Annotated in this window: 19 protein-coding genes; 5 read left to right on the top strand and 14 right to left on the bottom strand. The window is 63.9% G+C overall.

The window, feature by feature from the left end:
• Positions 1 to 546 precede the first annotated feature (546 nt).
• Positions 547 to 1,665 carry a GmrSD restriction endonuclease domain-containing protein gene (locus IV500_RS04165; RefSeq protein ID WP_196395546.1) on the top strand — a complete coding sequence of 373 codons (1,119 nt, stop codon included), beginning with the start codon at positions 547 to 549 and terminating at the stop codon, positions 1,663 to 1,665.
• Positions 1,666 to 1,724: 59 nt separating this feature from the next.
• Here the strand turns inward: IV500_RS04165 and IV500_RS04160 are convergent, their stop codons facing one another.
• On the bottom strand, positions 1,725 to 3,065 hold the full coding sequence (locus IV500_RS04160; protein WP_230854467.1) for an aspartate aminotransferase family protein: 1,341 nt from the start codon (positions 3,063 to 3,065) through the stop codon (positions 1,725 to 1,727).
• An 84-nt stretch (positions 3,066 to 3,149) separates the two neighbouring features.
• On the bottom strand, positions 3,150 to 4,637 hold the full coding sequence (locus IV500_RS04155) for a CoA-acylating methylmalonate-semialdehyde dehydrogenase (RefSeq protein WP_196395544.1): 1,488 nt from the start codon (positions 4,635 to 4,637) through the stop codon (positions 3,150 to 3,152).
• Positions 4,638 to 4,794: 157 nt separating this feature from the next.
• On the opposite strand from IV500_RS04155, the gene IV500_RS04150 reads away from it, so the two are divergent.
• A complete protein-coding gene (locus IV500_RS04150) occupies positions 4,795 to 6,525 on the top strand; it encodes a PucR family transcriptional regulator (protein WP_196395543.1) in 1,731 nt (576 codons plus the stop codon).
• Positions 6,526 to 6,867: 342 nt separating this feature from the next.
• Positions 6,868 to 8,277, top strand: coding sequence for an amidase (locus IV500_RS04145; protein ID WP_312875826.1), 1,410 nt, complete (start codon positions 6,868 to 6,870; stop codon positions 8,275 to 8,277).
• A 32-nt stretch (positions 8,278 to 8,309) separates the two neighbouring features.
• Here IV500_RS04145 and IV500_RS04140 read toward each other — a convergent pair whose 3' ends face one another.
• The 7 genes from IV500_RS04140 to IV500_RS04110 are packed head-to-tail and all read right to left on the bottom strand — an operon-like array spanning position 8,310 to position 14,682.
• On the bottom strand, positions 8,310 to 9,272 hold the full coding sequence (locus IV500_RS04140) for a PDR/VanB family oxidoreductase (RefSeq protein WP_196395542.1): 963 nt from the start codon (positions 9,270 to 9,272) through the stop codon (positions 8,310 to 8,312).
• Between the two features lie 24 nt (positions 9,273 to 9,296).
• Positions 9,297 to 10,091 (bottom strand): amino acid ABC transporter ATP-binding protein, encoded by a 795-nt coding sequence (locus IV500_RS04135; RefSeq protein ID WP_281063983.1) that lies wholly within the window; start codon positions 10,089 to 10,091, stop codon positions 9,297 to 9,299.
• Between the two features lie 5 nt (positions 10,092 to 10,096).
• Positions 10,097 to 11,038, bottom strand: coding sequence for an amino acid ABC transporter permease (locus IV500_RS04130; protein WP_196395541.1), 942 nt, complete (start codon positions 11,036 to 11,038; stop codon positions 10,097 to 10,099).
• A 28-nt stretch (positions 11,039 to 11,066) separates the two neighbouring features.
• The gene (locus IV500_RS04125; protein WP_196395540.1) at positions 11,067 to 11,993 is read right to left on the bottom strand and encodes an ABC transporter substrate-binding protein; all 927 of its coding nucleotides are present in this window, start codon (positions 11,991 to 11,993) and stop codon (positions 11,067 to 11,069) included.
• 39 nt (positions 11,994 to 12,032) lie between these two features.
• Complete coding sequence (locus IV500_RS04120) at positions 12,033 to 13,127, bottom strand: M14 family metallopeptidase (protein WP_196395539.1); 1,095 nt, start codon at positions 13,125 to 13,127, stop codon at positions 12,033 to 12,035.
• On the bottom strand, positions 13,127 to 13,576 hold the full coding sequence (locus tag IV500_RS04115) for a hypothetical protein (RefSeq protein WP_196395538.1): 450 nt from the start codon (positions 13,574 to 13,576) through the stop codon (positions 13,127 to 13,129). The genes IV500_RS04120 and IV500_RS04115 overlap by 1 nt, the downstream gene beginning before the upstream one ends.
• A gap of 8 nt (positions 13,577 to 13,584) precedes the next feature.
• Entirely contained in the window at positions 13,585 to 14,682 is a 1,098-nt protein-coding gene (locus tag IV500_RS04110) for a Rieske 2Fe-2S domain-containing protein (RefSeq protein ID WP_230854440.1), read from the bottom strand.
• A gap of 187 nt (positions 14,683 to 14,869) precedes the next feature.
• Here IV500_RS04110 and IV500_RS04105 point away from each other — a divergent pair, with 187 nt between their 5' ends.
• Entirely contained in the window at positions 14,870 to 15,559 is a 690-nt protein-coding gene (locus IV500_RS04105) for a GntR family transcriptional regulator (RefSeq protein WP_196395537.1), read from the top strand.
• Positions 15,560 to 15,718: 159 nt separating this feature from the next.
• On the opposite strand, the gene IV500_RS04100 is transcribed toward IV500_RS04105, so the two are convergent.
• Entirely contained in the window at positions 15,719 to 16,846 is a 1,128-nt protein-coding gene (locus IV500_RS04100; RefSeq protein ID WP_196395536.1) for a 3-isopropylmalate dehydrogenase, read from the bottom strand.
• Between the two features lie 273 nt (positions 16,847 to 17,119).
• Here IV500_RS04100 and IV500_RS04095 point away from each other — a divergent pair, with 273 nt between their 5' ends.
• Positions 17,120 to 18,568, top strand: coding sequence for an aldehyde dehydrogenase family protein (locus tag IV500_RS04095; RefSeq protein ID WP_196395535.1), 1,449 nt, complete (start codon positions 17,120 to 17,122; stop codon positions 18,566 to 18,568).
• A 3-nt stretch (positions 18,569 to 18,571) separates the two neighbouring features.
• On the opposite strand, the gene IV500_RS04090 is transcribed toward IV500_RS04095, so the two are convergent.
• The 4 genes from IV500_RS04090 to IV500_RS04075 are packed head-to-tail and all read right to left on the bottom strand — an operon-like array spanning position 18,572 to position 23,717.
• A complete protein-coding gene (locus IV500_RS04090; RefSeq protein ID WP_196395534.1) occupies positions 18,572 to 20,026 on the bottom strand; it encodes an amidase in 1,455 nt (484 codons plus the stop codon).
• A complete protein-coding gene (locus IV500_RS04085) occupies positions 20,013 to 21,869 on the bottom strand; it encodes a dipeptide ABC transporter ATP-binding protein (RefSeq protein ID WP_446680228.1) in 1,857 nt (618 codons plus the stop codon). The genes IV500_RS04090 and IV500_RS04085 overlap by 14 nt, the downstream gene beginning before the upstream one ends.
• On the bottom strand, positions 21,856 to 22,770 hold the full coding sequence (locus IV500_RS04080; protein WP_196395533.1) for an ABC transporter permease: 915 nt from the start codon (positions 22,768 to 22,770) through the stop codon (positions 21,856 to 21,858). The genes IV500_RS04085 and IV500_RS04080 overlap by 14 nt, the downstream gene beginning before the upstream one ends.
• A complete protein-coding gene (locus IV500_RS04075; protein WP_196395532.1) occupies positions 22,770 to 23,717 on the bottom strand; it encodes an ABC transporter permease in 948 nt (315 codons plus the stop codon). Before IV500_RS04075 ends, IV500_RS04080 begins: the two co-directional genes overlap by 1 nt.
• Between the last annotated feature and the right edge of the window lie 2 nt (positions 23,718 to 23,719).

The following is a 23,719-nucleotide window of genomic DNA, read 5'->3' as shown; positions in this document are numbered from 1 at the left end:
TCCTGAGCCAGGATCAAACTCTCCGTTGATGTAAATCACAGACACCACCACCACACCCGGAAAAAGGGTCATGACAGCAGCACTAAATTCGAAACCAGCCAAAAAAATTGTTACCCACCACAAACGCAGCAAACAACAACAATCTCAACCAATAAAAAAATCGGTATCGACAAAACTTGGCACACTATTGAGTTCTCAAACAACAGACGCACCCGGACTCAACGACCAAAAACAACCGTCTCGCTCCGAAGCAACTTGCCTAACTTACCGGATCAACGCCCACCAAGCAAACCGGCTAACCGACCCACCCAACAAACCCAACCCAACCCACACACCACCACAAAAAACAAGCGACACAAAATCACCGGACAAAACATCCGCAGAAAATGTGGGGGTCCGTCCCACCTCAGCGGTGGCAACTAGAGAAACACTACCCCCCAACCACCCAAAACACCAATCCACGATCCACCACCCCACTGCTCCTCCACCGGCGGTCCTGCCGGAGATATCCTGTTGATACATCAACGCAATTACTTATGGGGATAAATGAATAGAGACTCTGCACGGCACGCCCGAAACCACGTCCGGCCGCGCAGTCGGTGGCGGTCCGTCGTTTTTGGCGGCGGGGCTCTACTGCTGGTTCTGTCGGGCTGCGGGGGTGTGAGCAGCGCTGCCGGACCGACCGCGGTCGTCGCCGCTCCCACTCGGGCCAGTCCGACGCCGTCGGCCACTGTTGTTAGTGCAGCTCCGAGTGCAGCTCCGGACCCAGCCTCGAGTGCAGCTCCGCTGGACCCGGATGTTGTCCCGGCTGTCGATTCCGCAGGTGCAGCAGCTCCCAATGCGCAACCCGCCGACGGAAGTACGGCCGTGGCCGTCCTGTCCACCCTTGCTGTCAAGGGGCGGGCGCCCAAGACCGGATACGCCCGGACACAGTTCGGCGCCGCGTGGGCAGATGTGGACCACAACGGATGTGATACCCGCAATGACATTCTCAAGCGCGATCTGACGGCCGTTACCGTCAAGGGCGGCACCCGGGACTGTCTGATCCTGACCGGGACACTGAAGGATCCGTACACCGCCAGCGTTATTCCATTCACCCGTGGCGCAGCCACGAGCACCGCCGTTCAGATTGACCATGTCGTGGCGCTCAGTGACGCGTGGCAAAAGGGGGCTCAGCAGCTGACGCTCGCGCAGCGGACTGCACTGGCCAATGATCCGTTGAATCTGCTGGCCGTTGACGGGCCGACAAACCTGAGGAAGAGCGACGGCGATGCCGCCACCTGGCTGCCGCCGGCGAAGAGCTATCGCTGCTCTTATGTAGCCAGGCAGATCTCGGTGAAAGCAGCCTACGGATTGTGGGTTACACAAGCCGAGCATGATGCCATGTCCGGCATTCTTGCCGATTGTGCGCAAATGCTGGCGCCGACCGGGCAGGAGGCCGCGGCCCAGGTGCAGGGGACCGCGCCAGCCCCCGCGGCCGAGCCCGCAGCGGCACTACCGGCACCCCCGGCCCAGCCGGCACCCGCGGCCCAGCCAGCACCCGCGGGTATCTACTATGCGAACTGCGCGGCTGTCCGGGCTGCGGGTGCGGCACCGATAAGTCTCGGTCAGGCAGGTTACCGATCCGCTTTGGATCGTGACGGGGACGGCGTCGGCTGCGAGTGAGACGGCGTCGGCTCTGACTTCGACCGCGGTGGCAGCCCCGCGGCTCAGCAAAGCCGCGCTCAGGCGGCAAACCCGTCGGCGAGATCCAGCACACCGTCAAGAATGGCCAGGCCCAGCCGAGCATCTTCTGCACTGATATTGCAGGGCGGCACCACGTGAATCCGGTTAAAGTTAGCGAACACCAGCAGCCCTCGTGACTTAGCCTCGGTAATCAGCTGAGTCATCTCGGGACTGGACCCGCCATACGCGGCGAGCGGCTCCCTCGTCCGGCGGTCCTTGACCATTTCAATGGCCCAGAAGACGCCCGTACCGCGGACTTCCCCCACGGCGCGGTGCCGACTGGCGAAGCCCTGCAGCGCCGGTCCAATCACCGTCTCGCCGATGTTGGCCGCGTTTTCCACTATGTGCTCGTCCTCCATCGCTTCAATGGTGGCGACGGCGGCGGCACAGGCCAGCGGGTGGCCCGAGTAGGTCAGCCCGCCGGGGTAAACACGCTTGCCGAATGTCGCAGCTATCTCCGGGCTGATCGCTACGCCCCCCAATGGAACGTAGCCCGAGGTCACGCCCTTGGCGAAGGTGAGCAGGTCCGGCACCACATCAAAATGCTCGACGGCGAACCACTTGCCGCTGCGGCCGAAGCCCGCCATCACCTCGTCGGCGATAAAGACAATGCCGAACTGCGTGGCCAACTCACGCACGCCCTGCAGATAGCCAGGCGGCGGAAGGTAGATTCCTGCGGTGCCCGGAATGGATTCGACCATAATGGCCGCAATGGTGTCCGGGCCTTCAAGGCGGATCACCTGTTCCAGGTGTTCAAGCGCCCGCTGGCTCTCATCCTCTTCGGTGCTTGCGTGGAACGCGGACCGGTACAGGTAGGGCGGGAAAAAGTGGATGGTCCCCGCGGTGCCGGTGTCGCTGGGCCAACGACGCGGATCCCCGGTGATGTTCACTGCTAGTTCGGTGCCGCCGTGATACGACCGGTAGGCGGAGAGCACCTTATGCCTACCGGTGTGGAGCCTGGCCATCCGCACGGCGTGTTCGTTGGCATCCGCTCCTCCGTTGGTAAAGAAGATCTTGTCAAGCATTCCGGGCGTACGTGCGGCAATCAGCCGGGCAGCCTCGGAACGGGCGTCGTTCACATGGCTTGGTGCGACGGTGCACAACGTAGCCGCCTGTGCCGCAATCGCCGCCGTCACGCGCGGATGCTGATGGCCTATGTTTGTGTAGACGAGCTGGGAGGAAAAATCCAGCAGCTTGTTGCCGTGGCCGTCCCAGACGTAGGAACCCTGCGCGGCGCTGATCACCATCGGGTCAATCAGATCCTGCGCGGACCAGGAGTGGAAAACGTGCCTGCGGTCCAGCTCGTAAGCACGTTGCGCGGCGGCTGTATCAATGTCCATTTCATCGGCATGTCCAGCGGCCGCGTCCGGTTCAACGATGGAAGTCATTCTCTGTTCCCTTTCTAGTACTGGCGGTCGCTGCGGTTAGTCATTCTGCGGGAAACCGAGATTGATCCCCCCGTGGCTCGGATCGAGCCAGCGCGAGGTGACCACTTTGCCGCGGGTGAAGAAGTTCACGCCTTCCGCGCCGTGCGCGTGCGTGTCACCGAAGAGCGAGTTCTTCCAGCCGCCGAAGGAGTAATACGCCATCGGCACTGGCACCGGAACATTGATGCCCACCATGCCCACCTGGACCTCGTTCTCAAAACGGCGCGCCGCTCCGCCGTCATTGGTGAAAATCGCCGTCCCGTTGCCATACGGGTTGGCGTTGATTAGTTCCAGCGCCTCGTCGTAGCTGTCCACCCGGAGGACGGAGAGCACCGGTCCAAAGATTTCATCCGTGTAGATGGACATTTCCGTGCCGACGTTGTCGAACAGTGTGGGTCCGACGAAGAAACCGTCACCCTCCGCGTCGGGGGTGATCGTTCGCCCATCCACCACCAGCGTGGCGCCTTCCGCCTGCCCGGCATCCACATATCCAGTCACCCTGTCCCGTGCCGCAGCGGTGACAAGAGGACCCATATCGCAGCCGCGCAGCCCGTCGCCAGTGCGCAGCGCCGTCGCGCGGGCGGAGATTTTCGCTACCAGCGCGTCGGCAATGCCACCGACGGCGATCAGCGCCGAGATGGCCATGCAGCGTTCCCCGGCGGAGCCGAAGCCGGCGTTGACGGCGGCATCCGCCGCCAGGTCCAGATCCGCGTCCGGCAGCACAATCATGTGATTTTTGGCCCCGCCGAGAGCCTGCACCCGCTTGCCGTGCGCCGTCGCCGTCTCGTACACGTACTTGGCAATCGGCGTTGAGCCCACAAAGGCAACCGCCTTAATGTCCGGATGGGTCAGCAGAACATCCACCGCCACCTTGTCACCATGAAGCACATTGAAGACCCCATCCGGCAGGCCAGCTTCCTGCCACAGCTCCGCCATCCAGTTCAGCGCCGTGGGATCCTTCTCGCTGGGCTTAACCACGACGGTGTTCCCGGCTGCTATGGCCACCGGGAAGAACCACATCGGGACCATGGCCGGGAAATTGAACGGGCTGATCACGGCCACCGGTCCGACCGGCTGGCGGATGGAGTGGACATCAACCTTGGTGGAGGCATTTTCGGTGTAACCACCCTTGAGCAGGTGGGCGATGCCACAGGCGAACTCCACTACCTCCTGGCCCCGGGACACCTCACCCAGCGCATCGTCAAGGACCTTGCCGTGTTCGGAGGTAATGATGGCCGCCAGTTCGCCCTTTCGCGCATTGAGCAGCTCGCGGAACGCAAAAAGTACCTGGGTCCGCTTGGCGATGGACGTATCCCGCCACCCCGGGAAGGCCGCCGCCGCTGCAGCTACGGCGGCGTTGCCCTCCGCGACACCGGCCAATGCAACCTGCCCTGTCTCTTTGCCGGTTGCCGGGTTGGTCACCGGCGCGGTGCGTCCCCGCGCTGCGACATAGCTGCCGGCGATCCAATGCTCAATCGAATTCAAGTGTTTCTCCTGGGATAGGCGTAAGGGCCAGGCAATTCTGCGGACTTTTCAGACACAACTGGTCCGGCACAACCGTCTGACTCCAGTCTGGTCGATTTTTCGGGCGGCGGAACAGACCAGGTGTAAAGGATTCGATCCAGACGTTTACACTGTGTAAATGTTGCCTACTATTCGCCAGGTCCTGGACCTTGCCATCGTGCAGGGTGCCGCACCGGAGGTTCTCGGCGGCACAGCGGAACTGCACCGGCCGGTGCGCTGGGTCCACGTCAGCGAGATCAAGGACCCGGCAGGCATGCTGAGCGGCGGCGAGCTTGTGCTGACCACCGGACTGGAACTGGAACGCTCGCCAGCCGCCGCAGCGGACTATCTGCACGCGGTCGAGGCCACCGGCGCCGCTGGAGTGATGGTCGAGCTCGCCGACCCGCGCCCCGGTGTGCTGGCCGCGCTGCGTGCCGCCGCCGTCACCGTCTCGATGCCCGTAATCGCGCTGGCCCGGCGGGTACGTTTTGTTGACATCACCGAACTGGTGCACCGGCAGATCGTCGCCGAGCAACTCGAACTCGCGGAACTGTCCCGCAGCGTCCACGAGGCGTTCACACAATTGAGCCTGGAGAGCGCCGGCGCGCAGGAGATCGTGGCCCGCGCTTCGGTGTTCATCCAGGCGCCGGTGGTGCTCGAGGACCTGTCTCATCTGGTCCTGACTCATGCTGCCGACCGGTACTCCACCACGGATTTGCTGGCGGACTGGGAGCGACGCTCCCGCGTCACGCCTGCTACCGGGCAGACCGGCCGCGCGGGGCCCGAGGGGTGGCTGCAGACCCCCGTTGGTCTGCGCCGCCAGCTGTGGGGACGGCTCATTGTGCCGGTTTCCCTCCATGGTGGGCCCGAAGCGGACGGGGGCAGGGACCGCGATCCAGGCAAGGCCTACGCCAACGATCCCGGCAACGAAAGCGCTAGTGACAGCGTTGCCGCCATGGTGCTGGAGCGTGCGGGTCAGGCGTTGTCGATCAACCGACTGGCGGAGCGGGACCAGCGTCAGCTCAGTCAACAAGCACAGTCCGGGCTGCTCAACGAGCTGCGCCAGCCGCGCGCGCTGACCGAACCGGAGGCGGTGGCCCGCGCGGCCGCACTGGGCCTACGGCCTTCCCCGCTCTATCTGCCGGTCGTGGTCCGGGTGGGCGGGGCCGGCGAGGAAACGAGGACCGACCCGCTGGCCGGGCAGCGGGACGAACGCTCGCTGCTGGAGGACGTAGTGCAGGTACTCAACTCCACCGGCAGCAGTGCACTCATCGCCAGCATGCAGGCAGGCTACATCGCCGTGCTCCTCTCCCTCCCCGCGCGGGCCTTGGAGCAGCAATTGTTGGAACGAATCTGCGACGGGTTGACGGCCCCCACCCGGATCCCTGCAGCCCGGAAGCAGCTGCCTGCCCCGCCCGTCCCTACCGGCTGGACAATGGGTGTCGGCCATGCCCGATCGGAATTGCTGGACGCGGCAGCCGGGCTTGACGAGGCCAGTCATGTTGCACAGACTGCCAGCACGCTGAAGGAGCACAGCAAACCATTTTTCCGCGCCCATGACGTCCGCCTGCGCGGTCTGCTGGCCCTGTTGCGCAACGATTCCCGCGTCCAGGCCTTTGTGGAGTCCGAATTGGCAGGCGTACTGCGGCTGGCGGCGCACGACGACGGCGCTCAGCTTGCCCTGCTGCAGGCCTACCTTGAGCACGGAGGCAACAAGGCGGCCATGGCACGCGAGGGCTTCCTTAGCCGCCCGACCCTCTACGCGCGGCTGGCCAGGCTCGAGGAATTGCTGGCAGTGGACCTGGATGATCCGGAATCCCGGACATCCCTGCATGTTGCAGTAATGCTGCACCAGCTCCGCGGGCTCTGACGCATAATCGACGCTGTCCACAGTCTCGGTGCACGCTTCCGCCGCCGCATCAGGCAGCTCCGACGCATCAGGCAGCTCCGACGCGAAAGCAAAAACCGAGCTTCCTCCATGCGGAAATCGATGAAACATGCATAAGCTATCAATTGGACAACGGTGATGCGGCTCACTGATGCTTAAGGAGCTGGTATTCCAGTGCGCCGGAGCTTGCGGTCTGCACGGTCGTTACCGGCTACCCCTTGCACCACCGCGGATAGAGGCAGAAAGCCATGCTTACGAACGACCCTAAGTGCCAAGCCACCCGCACGGCTCCGCGCTCCGCAGCGGCACGGGCCTGAGGCCGTTGTGACGGACCTTCATTATCTGGATGCCAGCACCGCCCTAGCGCACTTCCGCAGCCGGACGCTTTCACCGGTGGAACTGATGCGGGCGGTCATCTCCCGGACCGAGGCGCTGAACCCTTTCATCAACGCCTTCAGCGAGACCCTCTTTGAGCAGGCGTTGACGGCGGCCCGGTCCGCGGAGGCTATGTACCGGGAAGGTGGTAACGTTCCGGTGCTGCTGGGGGTACCCGTGGCGGCAAAGGAAAAGCACGCCATCCGCGGCCGGACGCTGTCCCAGGGTCTTGTGGCCCATCAGGAAGCGATCGCCAACGTCAGCCACCCCGTGATCGAACGGATCCAGCGGGCCGGAGGCATTATCCACGCCCGGACCACGACCCCCGAGTACAGCTGCGCCACGGTCACACACAGTCCGCTGTGGGGCGTGACCCGCAACCCGTGGAACACCCGTTATTCGCCCGGCGGGTCCTCCGGCGGATCCGCCGCCGCCGTAGCCGCCGGTTTCAGCACGCTGGCCACCGCCTCCGACATCGCCGGATCCACCAGACTTCCGGCGTCCTTCACGGGAACCGTCGGATTTAAGGCACCATACGGCAGAATTCCGGGCCTGGCCCCGCTCTCGGCGGACCACTACCGCGGCGACGGCCCGTTGGGACGGACGGTGGCGGATACGGCCCTGCTGGCCACTGTGATGTCAGGGCGCGACGACGGCGATCACGCGTCGTTGGCTGTGCAGCTAACGCTGCCGGCCAGCTATGAAAGGGTCACGGGAATGCGGATTGCACTGTGCCTGCGGCTGGGGGACTATCGGATTTCGCCTGACATTGAGCGGAACACCCGCGCGGTAGCAGATGCCCTGCGGCAGGCCGGAGCAGTGGTCGAGGAGATCGAGCTGCCCTGGCGCAGCCAGGAAATCATCGAGACCATGTTCACGCATTTTGGTTATCTGCTGGGTCCGGCCATGGCGGATGAAACCGCAGGCGCCGAAGACCTGCTCGCCCCCTACACCCGCAGGTTTATGGCGGATGCGAGGGCAGCGGCGGCCAGGCACCGCTATCTGGACGGAATCCGCTCGGAATCGCGCCTGCAGGCCCAGCTGTCCGCAGCGATGACCGGCTTTGACGCCCTGCTCTGCCCGGCGTCGGCCGTTCCGGCGCTTGAAGCTGACGGCAGTTATCTGGAGGGTATTGAGCTCGATGGCGTCCCGCTGGAACACTATTGGCAGGCCCACATGACCGCGCCCTTCAACATCGCGAACAGGTGCCCCGTACTGGCCGTCCCCAGCGGCATGGCGGACTGCGGCATCCCCACAGGGGTGCAGATTGTCGGCCACCCCTTTGATGATGTGACGGTCTTCAGAATCGGCGCCGCGGTCGAGCAGCTGCTTCCGTGGTCGGCGCGGCACCCGGACTAGGCGCCCCCGTTACCCCCTCAGACCGTTGCGTATCAGGCGTCCAGGACCAGCCTTTGGCCCCGGCAACGTGAGACACAGATCATCATGGTGTCCATGGCTGCCCGCTCGTCCTCGGAGAGCAGGCTGTCCCGGTGGTCGATCTCTCCTGCGAGCACCGGCGTTTCGCAAGTACCACAGATACCCTCCCGACAGGAGCTGAGCACCGGCACACCAGCGTCCTCCAAGGCCTTCAGAATGCTGGTATCGGCCCCTACCCCAACCTCGGTCCCATCGGAGAGCTCCACTGTGAAGGCGTGGTCGCCCGCCACCGGGGCTGCGGCTGAGGCATCAGCCGGATCGGGGACAAACTTCTCAAAGTGGAACCGGGACTGGTCCACCCAGGAAGCTGTCATGGACTGGATGACCTTCAGCAGCGGCCCCGGTCCGCAGGTATACAGATGGAACCCGGTGTCCGGGGTGTTGATGAGCTCTGCCAGCGGAAATAGTCCGTTTTCGTCATCGGCGTGGATGTGCACGTTGGGGCCGTAGGCCTCAAGCTCGTCCAGGAACGCCATACTCTTCCGGCTGCGCCCCAGGTACACCAAACGCCACGGTACCGGGCCCTCCGCCACCCGCCGGATCATCGGCAGGATCGGGGTGATGCCGATGCCGCCGGCGATGAAGACGTACTCCGTGGCAGCTGCGAGCGCAAAGTTGTTCCGGGGCGCCCGGATCTGGACCTTCGTACCAGGCTGCAGCTGATCGTGGACGTACGCGGAGCCGCCTCGTCCGTTGGGTTCGCGCAGCACGGCGATGCGCCAGTCCGGCTTCCCCGGCTCGGAGCAGAGCGAGTACTGGCGCAGCACACCGTTGGGCAACATCACGTCAACGTGTGCGCCGGGTTCCCATTCCGGCAGCGCCTCCTCCAGCGGGTGCTCCAGCACAAGGGAGAGAACACAGTCTGATTCGCGGTTGATGGCGCTGACGGTGACGTCAAAGAACTCTGTTGGTTTCATGGCTCTTACTTTCGGTGTCCGGTCTTACAGGACCGAGGCCAGGAAGGCCTTGGTCCTCGGGTGTTGGGGGTTGGTGATGATGTCCCGCGCGGGACCCTGTTCAACGATCTGGCCGTCCGCCATGAACACCACCCGGTCCGCAACATCACGGGCAAAATTCATCTCATGTGTCACCACCACCATGGTCATTCCGGACTGGGCCAGGTCCTTGATCACTTTGAGCACTTCCCCCACCAGCTCTGGGTCAAGGGCAGAAGTCGGCTCATCAAAGAGCATCAGTTTGGGCTCCATGCACAAGGCCCGGGCGATCGCCACCCGCTGCTGCTGGCCGCCGGAAAGCTGGCGCGGGTAGGCTTCCGCCTTTTCCGCCAGTCCCACAGCGTCGAGCAGCTTCAGGGCCCGCTCCCTGACAACGGAGCGTTTCTGCTTCAGCACCAGCCGCGGAGCCTCCATCAGGTTCTCCAACACGCTCATATGCGGAAAGAGGTTAAAGTGCTGGAACACCATGCCGATTCCGGTCCGGTTCCGGCACACCTCACTGTCCTTCTGCTCATGCAGACGCGTGCCTTTGATGTCGTAACCCATCACCTTGCCGTCGACCCACATGCGTCCGCCGTCGATGCCCTCCAGATGGTTGATGCAGCGCAGGAAGGTGCTTTTGCCGGATCCCGACGGACCGATCAGGCAGACCACCTCGCCGGCCTTCACCTCCATATCGATCCCGTTGAGCACCTGGAGTTTGCCGTAGTTCTTCTCGATTCCGTCCGCCTTGACCATCGGCGTCGCCGACTGCGGAGCCGGAAGAGGTTGGGTCGCCATCGCGGTCACAGTTTTCCGCCTTTCCGGGCCAGCCGGTCATGGGTGTTGAAGAAGAGGGTGATCCTTTGCAGCGGAGTCAGCGGCAGGTTCCGCTGGCCGCCCTTGGCAAACCGGCGTTCCAGATAGTACTGGCCCACGCTCAGGACGGAGGTCACCACTATGTACCACAGGCTCGCCACGATCAGCAGCGGGATGGTCTGGAACGTGCGCGCGTAGATGATCTGCGAGGAATACAGCAGCTCCGGCACGGAGATAACGCTGACCAGGGCGGTGGTTTTGAGCATGCCGATGGTTTCATTGCCCGTCGGCGGGATGATCACCCGCATGGCCTGCGGCAGGATGATCCGCCGCAGCGTATGCAGCCGGTTGATGCCCAGCGCCCCGGCTGCCTCCAGCTGGCCGTTGTCCACGGAGAGAATCCCGGCCCGGACAATTTCGGACATGTAGGCGCCTTGGTTGAGCCCCAGGCCCAGGATCGCCGCGAAGATCGGGGTGATGAGCTGGTTCGCGTTCAGCGCCACCCCGGGAATCCCGAAGCTGATCAAGGGGTACAGTGCGGCCAGGTTGTACCAGAACAGCAGCTGCACCAGCACCGGGGTGCCGCGGAAGAAGTTCACATAGCCAAAGGCCGCCGTCCGCACCACCGGGTTCAGCGAGAGCCTCATGACGGCCAGCACCACGCCGATCACAATGCCGATGGCCATACAGACCACCGTCAGCATCAAGGTGACGCCGATGCCGTTGATGATGGATACATCCCGCAGGTACTTCGCGACGGTCCCCCAGCCGAACCTCGGGTTAGTGAAGACAGACTGCAGCAGCACCGCAAACACGGCAAGGATAACGACGGCGGACACCCACCTGCCGGGGTGCTTGGCCTTCACAATCGTGTAGTGGTCCCGGGTTCTCGCCGGCACTTCGTCGGCCACGGTTATCTGGGTACTCATGCGAACTTCCTACCTTGTCTCTTCCACGCTACTTAGCGGTGACTTTGTCCGCCGTGATGGTTGCGCTGGAGGGAATGGACCACTTGGCGTTGATCTCGCCGTAGGCCGGCCCGCCGACAATCGCTTTCATGGCAGCCTCTAGGGCCGGACGCAGCGCCGAATCCTTGGGCAGCGCGACCCCGGTCGGCTCGGGCTGGTAGTCATTGCCGGCAGCCAGCTCGAACTTCTTCCCGGCAAGGGTGCCCTGATACGCCAGCGAGATGCTGTCCGCCATGACGGCGTCGACGCGACCGGAGGTCAGGGCAAGATTCGCATCCGTTTGGGCGGGGAACAGCTGAGCGTCAATGGCCGCGTTCCCGGCGTCGGTGCATTCCTTGGACAACGCCGGCAGGATGTCCAGCGACTGGCTGGATCCCTTCTGCGCCGCAACCTTCTTCCCACACAACGTCTCCGCCTGCATCGACAGCTTTTCCGGGTTCCCCGGCAGCACCGCTAATCCGGAACCGCCGGAAAGGTAGGCCACAAAGTCCACCGCCTTCTTCCGCTCATCCGTGATGGAGAACGCGGACATGCCGGCGTCATACTTCTGCGACGTCAAACCGGGCAGGATCGTGTCGAAGGTGGCGGCAACGTGGTCGGCCTTCAGTCCCAGCGTTTGTGCCAGAGCGTCTCCCATATCGACATCCCAGCCGATCATCGTCTTGTTGTCCGTATCGAAGTACTCGAACGGCGGGTAGGTGGGGTCGGAGCCGATGACGAGGGTGCCCTTGTCCCGCACCGCGGCGGGTAACAGCGCCCGGGCCTGCTCATTGACGCTGATTGCGGTTTTTGACGCGGCTGCGGCGGGCTGCCCGCCCGCAGCAGCGTCATCGATCGATGCCGTGGTGCAGCCGCTGGCGGCCAGGAGAGTGGCTCCTGCGGTGAGGAGCAGTACCGCTTTGTGGGTAAAACGCATTGTTTTGCCTTTCGTGGTGCAGCCTGGAGAGCGGGTTTTTCAGAGGGATCTAAGTTCCGGTTCGGTGCAGAGCGGGGCCACCTGCGCCAGGTGGCAGCCGGGCCGCACCAGAGTAGGCCGGCGGATAATGGCCACCACGCCGTCGACGGCGGCGTGGAAAACCTTGGGTTGGCGGTCAAGCTCATCCACAAAATGAACGCGGCCCACCTCGTCCCCGGCCCGCACACGCTGGCCCAGATCAACCAGCGGCTCAAACAAACCCCCGGCGGTGGTGGTGACGGCGGACCCGTCCACCAGTTCAATCCAGATGGTCTCCGGCCGGCTGGAATCACGGCCGGGCGCCCGGGACTGATCCGCATCTGCCCGCGGTATGACCCCGGCGCCCGCCAACAGTGCCGCGAGACCGTCCCGTGCCCGGGCCAGCACAAGGCGGTCCACCGTTCCGCCGCCGCCAAGTTCGGTGGACAGCGTCAGGATGCCGGCGTCGTCGCCCGCGGTGCTCAGTGAACCGGGCTCCAGCCGCGGCGGCACCACCATGGTGTAGGGCAGCGCCATGCTGCGCGCGGCCGCGACCTTCCGTTCCCACATCGCCTCATCCGGGCCGCGGTACAGGAACATGCTGGGCACGTAGGTGGAGTTGGTGCCGCCGGAGTGCAGGTCAACGACGACGTCGGCCCTGGGCAGCAGGCCGCGGCTGATCAGGTGGGCCACCTGGCCGGTGGGGCCGCCGCTGGCATCCCCAGGATAGCTGCGGTTCAGGTTGCCCTTGTCTACCGGGGAAACCCTGCTGCCGGCCAGCACTGCCGCGTAGTTGGCGGACGGGACGATGATCAGGGTTCCGGTGAGGCGATCCGGATCGATGCTGCGGATCAGCTCGTGCAGCAGGATCTGGCCCTCATACTCGTCTCCATGTGTGCCTGCCACCAGCAGCACCGTGGGACCGGCGCCGGAACTGAGCACTGCGACCGGCACCGGGATGACCGAGCCGTCGTAGACGTTGTCGGAGTGCACCACCCGCCCGTAACCCAGCTGCCGGCCGGTGCGGGAGAAATCGATGCCCGCAACGCTGACAGCCGCGGGCGCACTGGCTGTCGCGGGACCCTCAGCGGCAGCCAAGGTTACGGTGGCCGGCATCAGGGTACCCACCGCAGGGCGTGCGCGCGCACCGGAGCCAGGGAAACGACGTCCACACACGCCTCGCCGGCCGGCAGCGAAAGCCGGAGCGTTTCGTCATCCTCGCCCTCGACGACGAACACGTCGCCGGGCCGCAGCCAGCGTTCCCAGGGGCCCTCGGCCGAAGCCACCAGGGCCTCGCCCGCCAGAGCGGCCACCACCAGCTGCGTGCCCGCCGGGCGGTGCAGCAGTCCCGTGTAACCGTTGCTGTACTGCTGGGTTTCCAGCCGGATGTGGTCCGGGTCAGCACTGACTTCCACACCCGGCCGGGCACCGGTTTCATCCAGGCTGATGGTCCAGCGCCACGGGTCCCCGCGCTCGGCTGTGTCCGGCGAAGCCGCAAGCGTCCTGGTGCCGCGCTCCGGCTGCGTCTCTATTCCCAGGGCGTTGGCCCGCACAAGCATCCACATGCCGTCTCCTATGCCGACCGGGGAGCAGCAGGCTCCCGGGTTCCGGCCGGGACAGCGGCTGCTTGTACATTCTTCGGCTGATCTTTGTGCAGCTGTTCCTTCTTCAACTGTTCCTTCTTTAAGAGGGCTGCCAGGATGCGCCGGGCCTTCGCCACGCCACCGTCCTGGGCGATCAGCACGTCGAACTCGCCGGCGGGGCGGTCCTGCATGCCAATCTCCTGGGCCTGAAGGGCTGAGGCGTCTTCATCCAGTACGGTGGCCAGGCCGACGTGGAGGTCCGCGGTGGCCTGTGCATCATCGATGGCGAAGTTGCGGCTGAACGCGTAGTAGTACCAGGAATTGTGTTCATCGATCGGCGTGATGCCGTTGAGCACCTTGATCAGGTAACCCTCTTCACGCGGGCGGCCCTCACCGGTGATGCCCGAGTGCAGCACGTGCAGGTTAGGGACGAAGAACTCGGTGCAGTGGAATCGGTCAAAAAGGCCGCGGGCGTCCATGGTGTCCGCGTACAGCGGCGGCGCAACCACTGAGGGCATCAGCCGGTCAACGCTGACCACGTTGTTTTCCACCTCAACCGTGATGCCGTGTTCGTAGATGTAGTCATCCCCGACGGTGGTCTTGTGCAGGAAAGACTCGTGGGTGAGGTCCAGCAGATTGTCGTGGATAAGGTCGGCACGGCACTTGAAGTGATAGGAGTGCGTCACCGTTGCCCACGCCGGATCCACCATCCAGTGCGTGTCCGGCACGTCCGCCGGATCAGCCAGCTCGGCTTCCCCGGTCCACACCCAGATCCAGCCGTCCTTCTCCACGATCGGGTACTTACGCACGCGCGCCCGTTCCGGGATCGTGGTCTGCGCGGGCACCTTGGTGCAGATGCCGTCGGCCCCGTACGTAAAGCCGTGGTACCCGCACTCCACCGAATCGCCGATGGTGCGGCCCTCGGAAAGCGGGAAGGCGCGGTGGGCGCAGCGGTCCGCGAGCGCAACCGCGGTATTGTCCTGGGTCCGGAACAGCACGATCGGCTGTTCACAGATGACCCGGCGCGCCGGTTTGCGGGTTACGTCGGTGGACCATGCGGCTACATACCACGTATTCAGCACGTACATTTCAAGCCTCCTTGCTCGGGTGTATACACTGTATACGGTGAATACAAGACGGTCAAGAAATTTTGTGAGGTTGCTCACCATCGTCAACAATTCCCGCAACGTTGCGGAGCACTAGACTTTGACAACCGGTCTACGCTGACAACAGTCCTTTACAGCGCCAACCCTCCATCACAGTCGGAGAATCCGAATGGCATCAATACCCGGCACCATCAGGACGAGCGATCCTCGTCCGCTGGCTGTCCGCGTCTATGAGCAGATCAGCTCCGACATCATCGACGGCAAATTTGCGCCCGGCTCGGCGCTGGTCCAGGAGCAGGTCGCCGCACAATACGGCGTTTCCCGCACGCCCGTCCGCGATGCACTGACCCAGATCACCCTGGCCGGCCTGGCCACCCTGGTCCCGGGCCATGGCTATATCGTCAACGAGCTCACCGATCAGGACGTCAAGGATGTTTACGAGGTGCGCTACACGCTGGAGGCCCTGGCGGCCCGGCAGTCCTGCGGCAAGCACTCCCCCGGTCAGCTGGTCCGGCTGCGGGCCATGAATGATGAATTTGAGACCATCGACCCGTCCGACGCCGTCGGACTGTTCGCGCTGGGGCGCCAATTCCACACCGCCCTGATCGAGCCCTGCCCCAACGAATACCTGCGCAGCACGCTCGCCGCCATGTGGGAACACCCGGTTCAGCGCCGGATCACCATGACCTACCGGCAGGGCCCGGAGCATCAGTCCAAGGTAGCGCGGGACCACCGGCGTATCCTTGAGGCGCTCAAGACCAATGACCCGGACACCATTACCGAGGTGCTGCGCATCTGCCACGATCCATCGGACTACCGGCCCGGCCCTACGGTTGATCCTACGAGGGAAGCGCTTTGACCGGATGGCAGAATCCGCCGGATCCAGTGAAACCGAGACGCTGCTGAGCAGGTCGATCACGAGCAGTGAAAACTTTTGCGGCATCGGCGGCAAGACCGCGGATAAGCCCGTTAGCGATGCCGTGCAACCCTGCCGGCGGACACATCCCGCTACGCGCCCTCAGCGCGTCTCGTGCATCCCGGCCAGATCCTCCATCACCGATCGACCCGGGACGGCCGGGACCGCCTCAAGGGTGCGGACCAAGGCAGCAATGTCCTGGCCAATTTCAGCGGTGGAACGCCCCATACCGGGCCCCGAGGGCTCCGGCAGTTGAGCCAGAACGTGTACCGCAGCAGCCTCGACTGCAATGGCCGCATCGCGTTCCCCCAAGTGCGCCAGCAGCATCGCGGTGGACAGCACCGCGCCAACCGGGTTAGCCCAGCCCTTCCCGGCAATGTCCGGCGCCGAGCCGTGAATGGCCTCAAACATGCTGGGCGCGGCGCCATCCAGATTCAGATTGGCGCTGGCGGCAACGCCAAGACCACCTTGGATAACGGCACCCAGGTCGGTGATGATGTCCCCGAATAAATTGTCCGTAACCACTACATCAAAGCGCTCCGGGGAAACAGGAAGATGGAAGCACATGGCATCCACATGCACGTAATCCAGCTCCACCTCCGGGTAGAGCGCGCTCAGGTCGTTCACGGTGTCCTGCCACAGGTTTCCGGCTTCAATCAGGATGTTCTTTTTGTGGCAAAGCGTCAGCTTGCCCCGGCGGCGCCGGGCCAGCTGGAAGGAGTAATCCACCACGCGTTCCACGCCTACCCGGGTGTTCACCGATTCCTGCACCGCCACGGCATACGCTGTTCCGGCGTGCACCGTTGAGCCGCGTCCTACGTAGGCGCCCTCGGTGTTTTCCCGGACAATCAGCAGGTCGCAGCGCTCCGCTGTCAGCCCCATAATGGGAGTCTTGACACCGGGATACAGCTTTACCGGCCGCAGATTCACCGCCTGCTGGAAGGTCCGGCGCATTTCCAGGATGAAACCGCGTTCAAGAATTCTGGGTTTGACGGCCGGGTCGCCCATGGCACCAAAGAGGATCGCGTCCTGTTCCCGGAGCTGCTCCTGCAGTCCCGGTGTCCAAAGTTCACCAGTACTCAGATAGTGCCGGGCACCGGCTGTGATTTCGGTCCGTTCAGTGCTGAAGCCGAAAGCCGCTTCTGCGGCATTAAGCACTTTGAGTGAAGCCCCGATCACTTCCGGGCCAATACCGTCCCCGCTAATGACGGCAATTTTATGATCTGCCATGGAATGCCTCCTTGCACGTCAGATGAGTGCGGCTGCACAAGCATTATCGGTCAGCATAGAATTCCGGATGGGTGGCTGTTGAACCCCAGGTTGTCCGCTCACTACGGACTTTGCCCCGCGGGGGGTAAAACTGTCAATGTCTGTCCGAAAACGTGCGGCGTGTCGGCAGCGTGTTTCCCGGTCGTTGACCGTGGACTTGCTGCTTCGGTAGCCTGTGAGAATTACTGGTCAGACCATTACGGATTAGTGTGGTGGCGATAGGAAGCGCGCAAAATGTCCTCCTTCACGATTCCGTATCCGGACGGCCTTCCGGTTGGCGACGGCTGGCTCCCCTGCCAAGACCACCAGCAGATCTCGTTCCCCTACGATGGTTCCGCCGTGGCCGACTCCCCAGTAGGCAACGTCGGTCATGCCCGCCGCGCGTTGGCTGCCGCACACACCGCGCGGGCAGAAATGGCTACTTTGAGCACGGGAAAAAAGCGTGCACTTCTGCTGGCCATCCATGACTCGCTTGCCGCGCAGAGCACCGGACTCGAGAATCTGCTAGTGCTCGAAACAGGGAAGCCGCGTGTGGACTGCCGAACTGAGGTGGCCCGTTCCCTGACGACGTGGGCGGCCAGCGCAGAAGAGGTGGCTCATACCCATGGCGAAACCGTGCCGCTGGATCTTCAGCCGCTCGGCGAGGGCATGATCGGCTACTGGACCCGCCGTCCTGCCGGGGTTGTGGTTGGCATCACGGGGTTCAACTATCCGCTCCTGCTGGCCAGTCACAAACTGGCCCCGGCAATAGCTGCCGGCTGTCCCATCATCATTAAACCCGCACCAAACACTCCGCTGGCCACGCTCTGGGCGGTGCACTTGATCCGCGAAGTCCTAATCAAGCATGACATCAGTGCCGCTGCCGTCCAGCTGATCACCGGCGGGATCGATGTCGGCGAAGCCTTGGTGTCCGACCCGCGGGCAGCGGTCGTCTCCTTTACCGGTTCCGCCGCCGTCGGGCATCAGATTGCCCGGGACGCAGCCCCGCGGAAGGCTGTTCTGGAGCTTGGGTCCAACACCGGGCTGATCGTCGCCTCCGACGCGGTGCTGGCGGATGCGGTGGATGCCGTAATCCGCGGCGGTTTTTACGCCAATGGTCAGGCCTGCATCTCGGTGCAGCGCATCGTGCTGGTGCAGTCCATCGCGGATGAATTCGAGCAAGCCCTGCTGGCACGACTTGATGAAGTCCGCGTCGGGGATCCCCGCGACGAAGCCACCAGGGTGGCGCCCCTGATCAATGCAGCGTCCACCCGCCGGATCACCGATTGGCTAGCGGACGCGGTTGCCGGCGGCGCGCGGGTCCTGGCCGGCGGCACCCTTACCGGCCGAAGCATTGCGCCGACCGTTGTGGCCGACGTTCCGTATGAGGCCCAGCTTTGGTGCGAGGAGATCTTTGGACCTGTGGTCTGCCTGGCGCGCGTTCCCGACGTCGCGGCAGCCATAGAGCTGGTAAACAGCTCACGCTACGGCCTGCAGGCGGCCATTTATACAAAGTCTTTGGAAGCAGCATTCCACGCCATCAACACTTTGGATGCCGGCGGCGTGGTGGTTAATGAAATACCAGGATTCCGCTCCGATATTATGCCGTACGGCGGCGTAAAGGATTCCGGGAGCGGACGCGAAGGTCCGCGCTTTGCCATCGAAGAATTCACAGTCACCCGGATGGCGATGATCAGGCCGTGATGGCTAGGCCAAAGATGACCAGTCGGGTACGGCGGCGGCCGGACGGACCGATTCGTACCAGGCCGCGGCGCGCAGAACATCGGCGTCCGCGCCTATGGGTCCTGCCATTTGTACGCCGATCGGGCGCCCATCCTGCGTAAACCCGCAGTTCACCGTCGCGGCTGGCTGCCCTGACATGTTGTACGGGACCGTAAAGCCGATATGGGCCATCGTGCTATCCGGGTCATCAACCGGCATCGGCTGTTCGGCAGGGAATGCCGCCATCGGCGCGACAGGTGAAAGGACGACGTCGAACGCGGCCGTGGCCCCAAGCGTCACCTTCTGCATTTGGGCTATCCGGTTAAAGTTCCGGATTGTCTGCGCGCCATCGAACCGGGCGCCGCGTGAGCACCAGCGTGCAATGTAGGGCAGCACCATCTCCTGCTGCTCCGGCGGCAGGACGCTGTAGTCGGCCCACGAGCGGGTCCGCCAAAAGTTATCCAGACCGTCCAGCATGCCCTGATGGATGAACGCCCCAAGCATTTTGACCTCCGCCCCTGCCGCCGCAAACACGTCCGCCACGGCTGCAACCGCGGCCAGGACCTCCGGGTCCACCGCTGCGCCGACGCCGGCGTCCGTCTGCAGCGCGACCTTTAGCCCCGGCACCTTCAATCCGGAATCATGTCCATCTGCAAAAGGAAATCCAGTGTGGTCCGGGTACCGGTCCAGCCAGTTCATGGGCGGGTAGGGGCGGGCCGTGTAGTCACGGTTATCGGGTTTGGCCAGCAGCGTCATGAACAACGCCGCGTCGGCAACTGACCGGGCAAGCGGGCCGGCCACCCTGCCGGGATACGGCGCGTCGAGGGGGATCAGCCCCGCACTGGGTTTGAGCGTGGCCAGTCCCTGCCACGTGCCCGGCAGGCGGATGGAGCCACCGATATCTGTTCCGACATGCAGGGGACCGTACCCTGCGGCCGCTGCTGCCCCGGCACCGGCGCTGGAACCACCCGTGGTCCAGTCGTGGTTCCAAGCGCTGCGCGTGACGCCGTGCAGACTGGAGACTCCGGAGGACAACATGCCCCAGTCCGGCATAGTGGTGGAGCCCATAATGACTGCGCCACCTTCTAAAATGCGGTCAGTGACAGGAGCATTGGCGGTGGCTACCTTCGGGTTCGGCAGCGCCGTTCCACCGGGCATCGGCACACCGATCCTGGCGATATTCTCTTTGACCGTAACGGGGACACCGTCCAAGGCACTGAGCTGTTGTCCCTTCTTCCACCGGTTTTCACTTGCCCGTGCGGCCTGGATGGCTGCATCAGGGTCAAACACATAGAGAGCGTTGAGCACCGGCTCGCGATCCTCGATGCACTCAATGACGGCGACGCATACGTCCACCGGGGACAGCTCCCCCGCGGCAAAACCGGCGCTAAGCTCCCGTGCGCTGAGTCCGTGGAGTTCGGTGGAGCTAAAGGTTGGCATGGAATCTTCCTTTACTTTGCGCGGCACGGGCCGCCAGTTCCGACCGCAGCGACATCGAGGCGCCGACCAGGGTGCGGGTGTACTCATGCTGGGGGTGCTCGTAGATCTGCTCGGTAGCACCGCTTTCCACGATTTCCCCCTGATTCATCACGACGACGTTGTCGCAGATGTGCCGGACCACGCCCAGATCGTGCGAGACAAAAACCAGCGTCAGCTGATACTGGTCCACCAGATCGGAGAGCAGATTCAACACTTGGGCGCGGACCGAAACGTCCAGTGCACTCACCGGCTCGTCCGCCACCAGGATCCGCGGTTCGCAGATCAGCGCACGCGCAATGGAAATCCGCTGCCGCTGGCCGCCGGAAAACTGATGCGGAAACCGCCCGGCCGAGTCCGCGGGCAGATCCACCGCGGCCAGCATCTGGGCAACGAGCCTGCGCTGCCGAGCACTGTCCACCTTCTGGCCGGGGGCGAGTAGCGGTTCGGCGATGATCTCCTGCACCCGCATCCGCGGGTTGAGCGAACCCATGGGGTCCTGGAAGACAATCTGGAGCTGGCGCCGAAGATCGACCAGTGCGCTTTCGCGGGCTCCCGCTACCTCGTTGCCGGCCACCCGGACGCTACCGGAGGTCGGCTGGTCCAGTCCAGCCAGGATCCGCAGCAGAGTGGACTTCCCGGAGCCGGATTCCCCCACCACGCCAAAACGTTGGCCAGCCTGCACGTCGAAGGAAATCCCGCGCAAGGCTTGCACTTCGAGCGGCTTTGCGAATAGCGACGTTCGTCCGCGCTGATAAGTGCGTACCAGGTTCTTTACGCTGATCACCGGTTCCACACCAGTAGCGGGCCCTCCCGGGCTGCCATGACTTTCCGGGACCTGGGACCGGGGCGCCCGCAGAGTGGCCGCTGGCATCGGAGCCAGTACTTCCTTTATCTTCGGCGGGACGTATGCCGCGGCAGACGCTACGGTGAAAAGCCTGCCGTCCTCATCGGAGGCATCCAGATCAGAGGCCGCCAACAGGCCACGGGTGTAGGCATGCCGGGGTCGGGTAAAAACCTCCGCCGCGGAGCCCTCCTCCACCACCACTCCCTTATTCATTACCAGCACCCGATCGCAGACATTTGCTACGACGGAGAGATCGTGGGTGATAAACAACAGCCCCGTACCGCGCTGCCGTACCGACTCCAGGATCAGATCCAGCACCTGCCGCTGCACGGTAACGTCCAAGGCGGTCGTTGGTTCATCGCAGAGCAGTAGTTCAGGATCGTTGGCCAGTGCCATGGCCAACATGACACGCTGCCGCTGGCCGCCCGAAAGCTGATGTGGATATGCTTGGGCGGCCTGTGCCGGATCGGGCAACCGGACGCTCGCAAGCATCGCAACCGCCTTATTCTTCGCCGCACGCCGCCCGGTAACATTTTTGTGCTTGACCATCACCTCAGCTACCTGCGGCCCCACTTTCATCAGCGGGTTCAATGCCGTCAGAGGTTCTTGAAACACCATGGTCATGTCATTCCCGCGGATCCGACACATTTGCCGGTCCGAAGCGGTCAGCAGGTTGCCTTCCCGGCCGGCCAGCCGCACGGTGCCGACGGCGTTGACGCCCTCCGGCAGCAGCCCCATCAGGGCGGTGCTGGTCATGGACTTCCCCGAGCCGGATTCACCGATCAGCCCCACCCGCTCGCCCCGGTTCATCGTTAGATTGAACCCCTGCACCAGTTGGCGGTCCCTGCTGGCGACACTGAGACCGGTGACCTGCAGCAGCGGATCCGCTGCTGCGTCAGCTTCGGTGTTGATCGACGAGGAAGGGTTCATGGACGTCGTCACGAGGCTACCGCTCTCCATTAAGCTTTGGATCAAATTTGTCCCGCAGCCCGTCGCCGAGCAGATTGAATCCCAGCACTGCGACGGCGATGGCCGCTCCGGGCCACACCGCCAGCATCGGGAATGTGCCCAGGAACTGCTGAGATTCCTGCAGCATGCGTCCCCATGACGGAACCGGGGGCGGGGTGCCCAGGCCAAGGAAGGACAGCGCGGCTTCGGCCAGCACCGCGAGCGCGAAGGTTACGGAGCACTGGACCACCACCATGCCGGCGATGTTGGGCAGCACGTGCCGGCGGGCGATGCGGAACGAATTCTGGCTGGACGCCCGTGCGGCGAGTACATATTCGGTGCTCATCACCTGCAAGGTGCCGCTCCGGGCAACCCGCGCAAAGCCCGGAATGGAGCCTATCCCGATGGCGACCATCGCCGTCGTCGTGCTGGCACCAAAAACGGCGCCGAACATAATAGCGACCAGCAGCGCCGGAAAGGCCAGCAGAATGTCCGCCCCGCGCATGGTGGCTTCCTCAGTAAAGCCGCCGCGCATTCCGGCCAGGATGCCCAGCGGTGTGCCGATCACAAGCGCGATCCCGACAGAGATCAGTCCCACCATCAGCGTTATCCGCGCACCGTACAGGATGCCCGAGAACACGTCCCGGCCGTACCTGTCCGTGCCCATCAGATGCGCAGCGCTGGAGCCCTGGAGCCGGTCGACGGGGAACGCCTTGACCGGGTCGTACGGGGTCCAGAAGAAGGAGACCAGAGCGGCAAGCACCACCAGCACGACGACGGCGGCGCCAACGATCAAGGTGGCGGAGACTTTCCGGCGGCCGCGCCGAGCAACGACTGCGGCCGGCTCCGGACCCGGCTCCAGTCCGGGAAGGGAGAACTGCGGCACGGATTCGGCCGCTGTGGGTTCGGACATTACGCCTGCTTCCGGATACGCGGGTCCAGAACCGTGTACAGCGTGTCAACAATCAGGTTAATGATCAATGTGATCGCTACCAGCACCATGACCACGGACTGGACAGAGAGCATATCGCGGTTGCCCACGGCGTCCAGCAGCATGGATCCCAGACCGGGGATAACGAAGACGCGCTCTACGACTACGGCTCCAATGATCAGCGCTGCCAGCTGAATGCTGGTGACGGTCAGGACGGGAATCGAGGCGTTGCGCAGCCCGTGCCTCACCAGCGCTTCCAGTTTGCCCAGTCCCTTGGCCCGCGCCGTCCGCAAATAGTCCTCACTCATCACTTCGAGTACGGCCGAGCGCACATACCGCGTCAGGATGGCACCCTGCACAGAAGCCAAGGCCACCACCGGCAGGACAATCCGACTGGCGAAATCGCCGAAGTCCTGACCCGGCGGTGTCCAGCCGTTGGCCGGGAGCCACCCCAAGCCGACGGCAAATACCACAACGAGCATGATCCCGGCGAGAAAGCCCGGAATGGCTACCCCCAGCTGGCTGATTCCACTGATCAGGATTCCGCTGGTCCGGCGGTGCCTGACGGCAGCCAAGGTGCCGAAGGGGACGGCGATAAGCAGCGCCACGATCATCGAAAGAATCACCAGGATCAGGCTTACCTGTACCCGGTCGGCAATCATGTCGCTGATGTCCCGCCGGGTCACGAAGGAGACGCCGAAGTGGCCCTGCGGAAGGCCGCTCACCCAGTCGAAGTACTGTGCAATCAGGGGCCGGTCCGTCCCGAACTCCCGCCGGGTCTGGGCCAGTAATTCCGGCGAAGCGTTGACTCCCAGGGATATTTGGGCCGGATCTCCGGGGATGGCCCGCATGAGTGCGAACACGGCCACCGTGGCCACGAAAAAGGTCACAATGAACCTGACCACGTTGACCGCGAGCCGCACGACCATTG

The organism is Arthrobacter terrae (genome assembly GCF_015708085.1).
GTDB classification, from domain to species: domain Bacteria; phylum Actinomycetota; class Actinomycetes; order Actinomycetales; family Micrococcaceae; genus Arthrobacter_M; species Arthrobacter_M terrae.
This window is presented reverse-complemented; position numbering and strand designations above follow the sequence as displayed.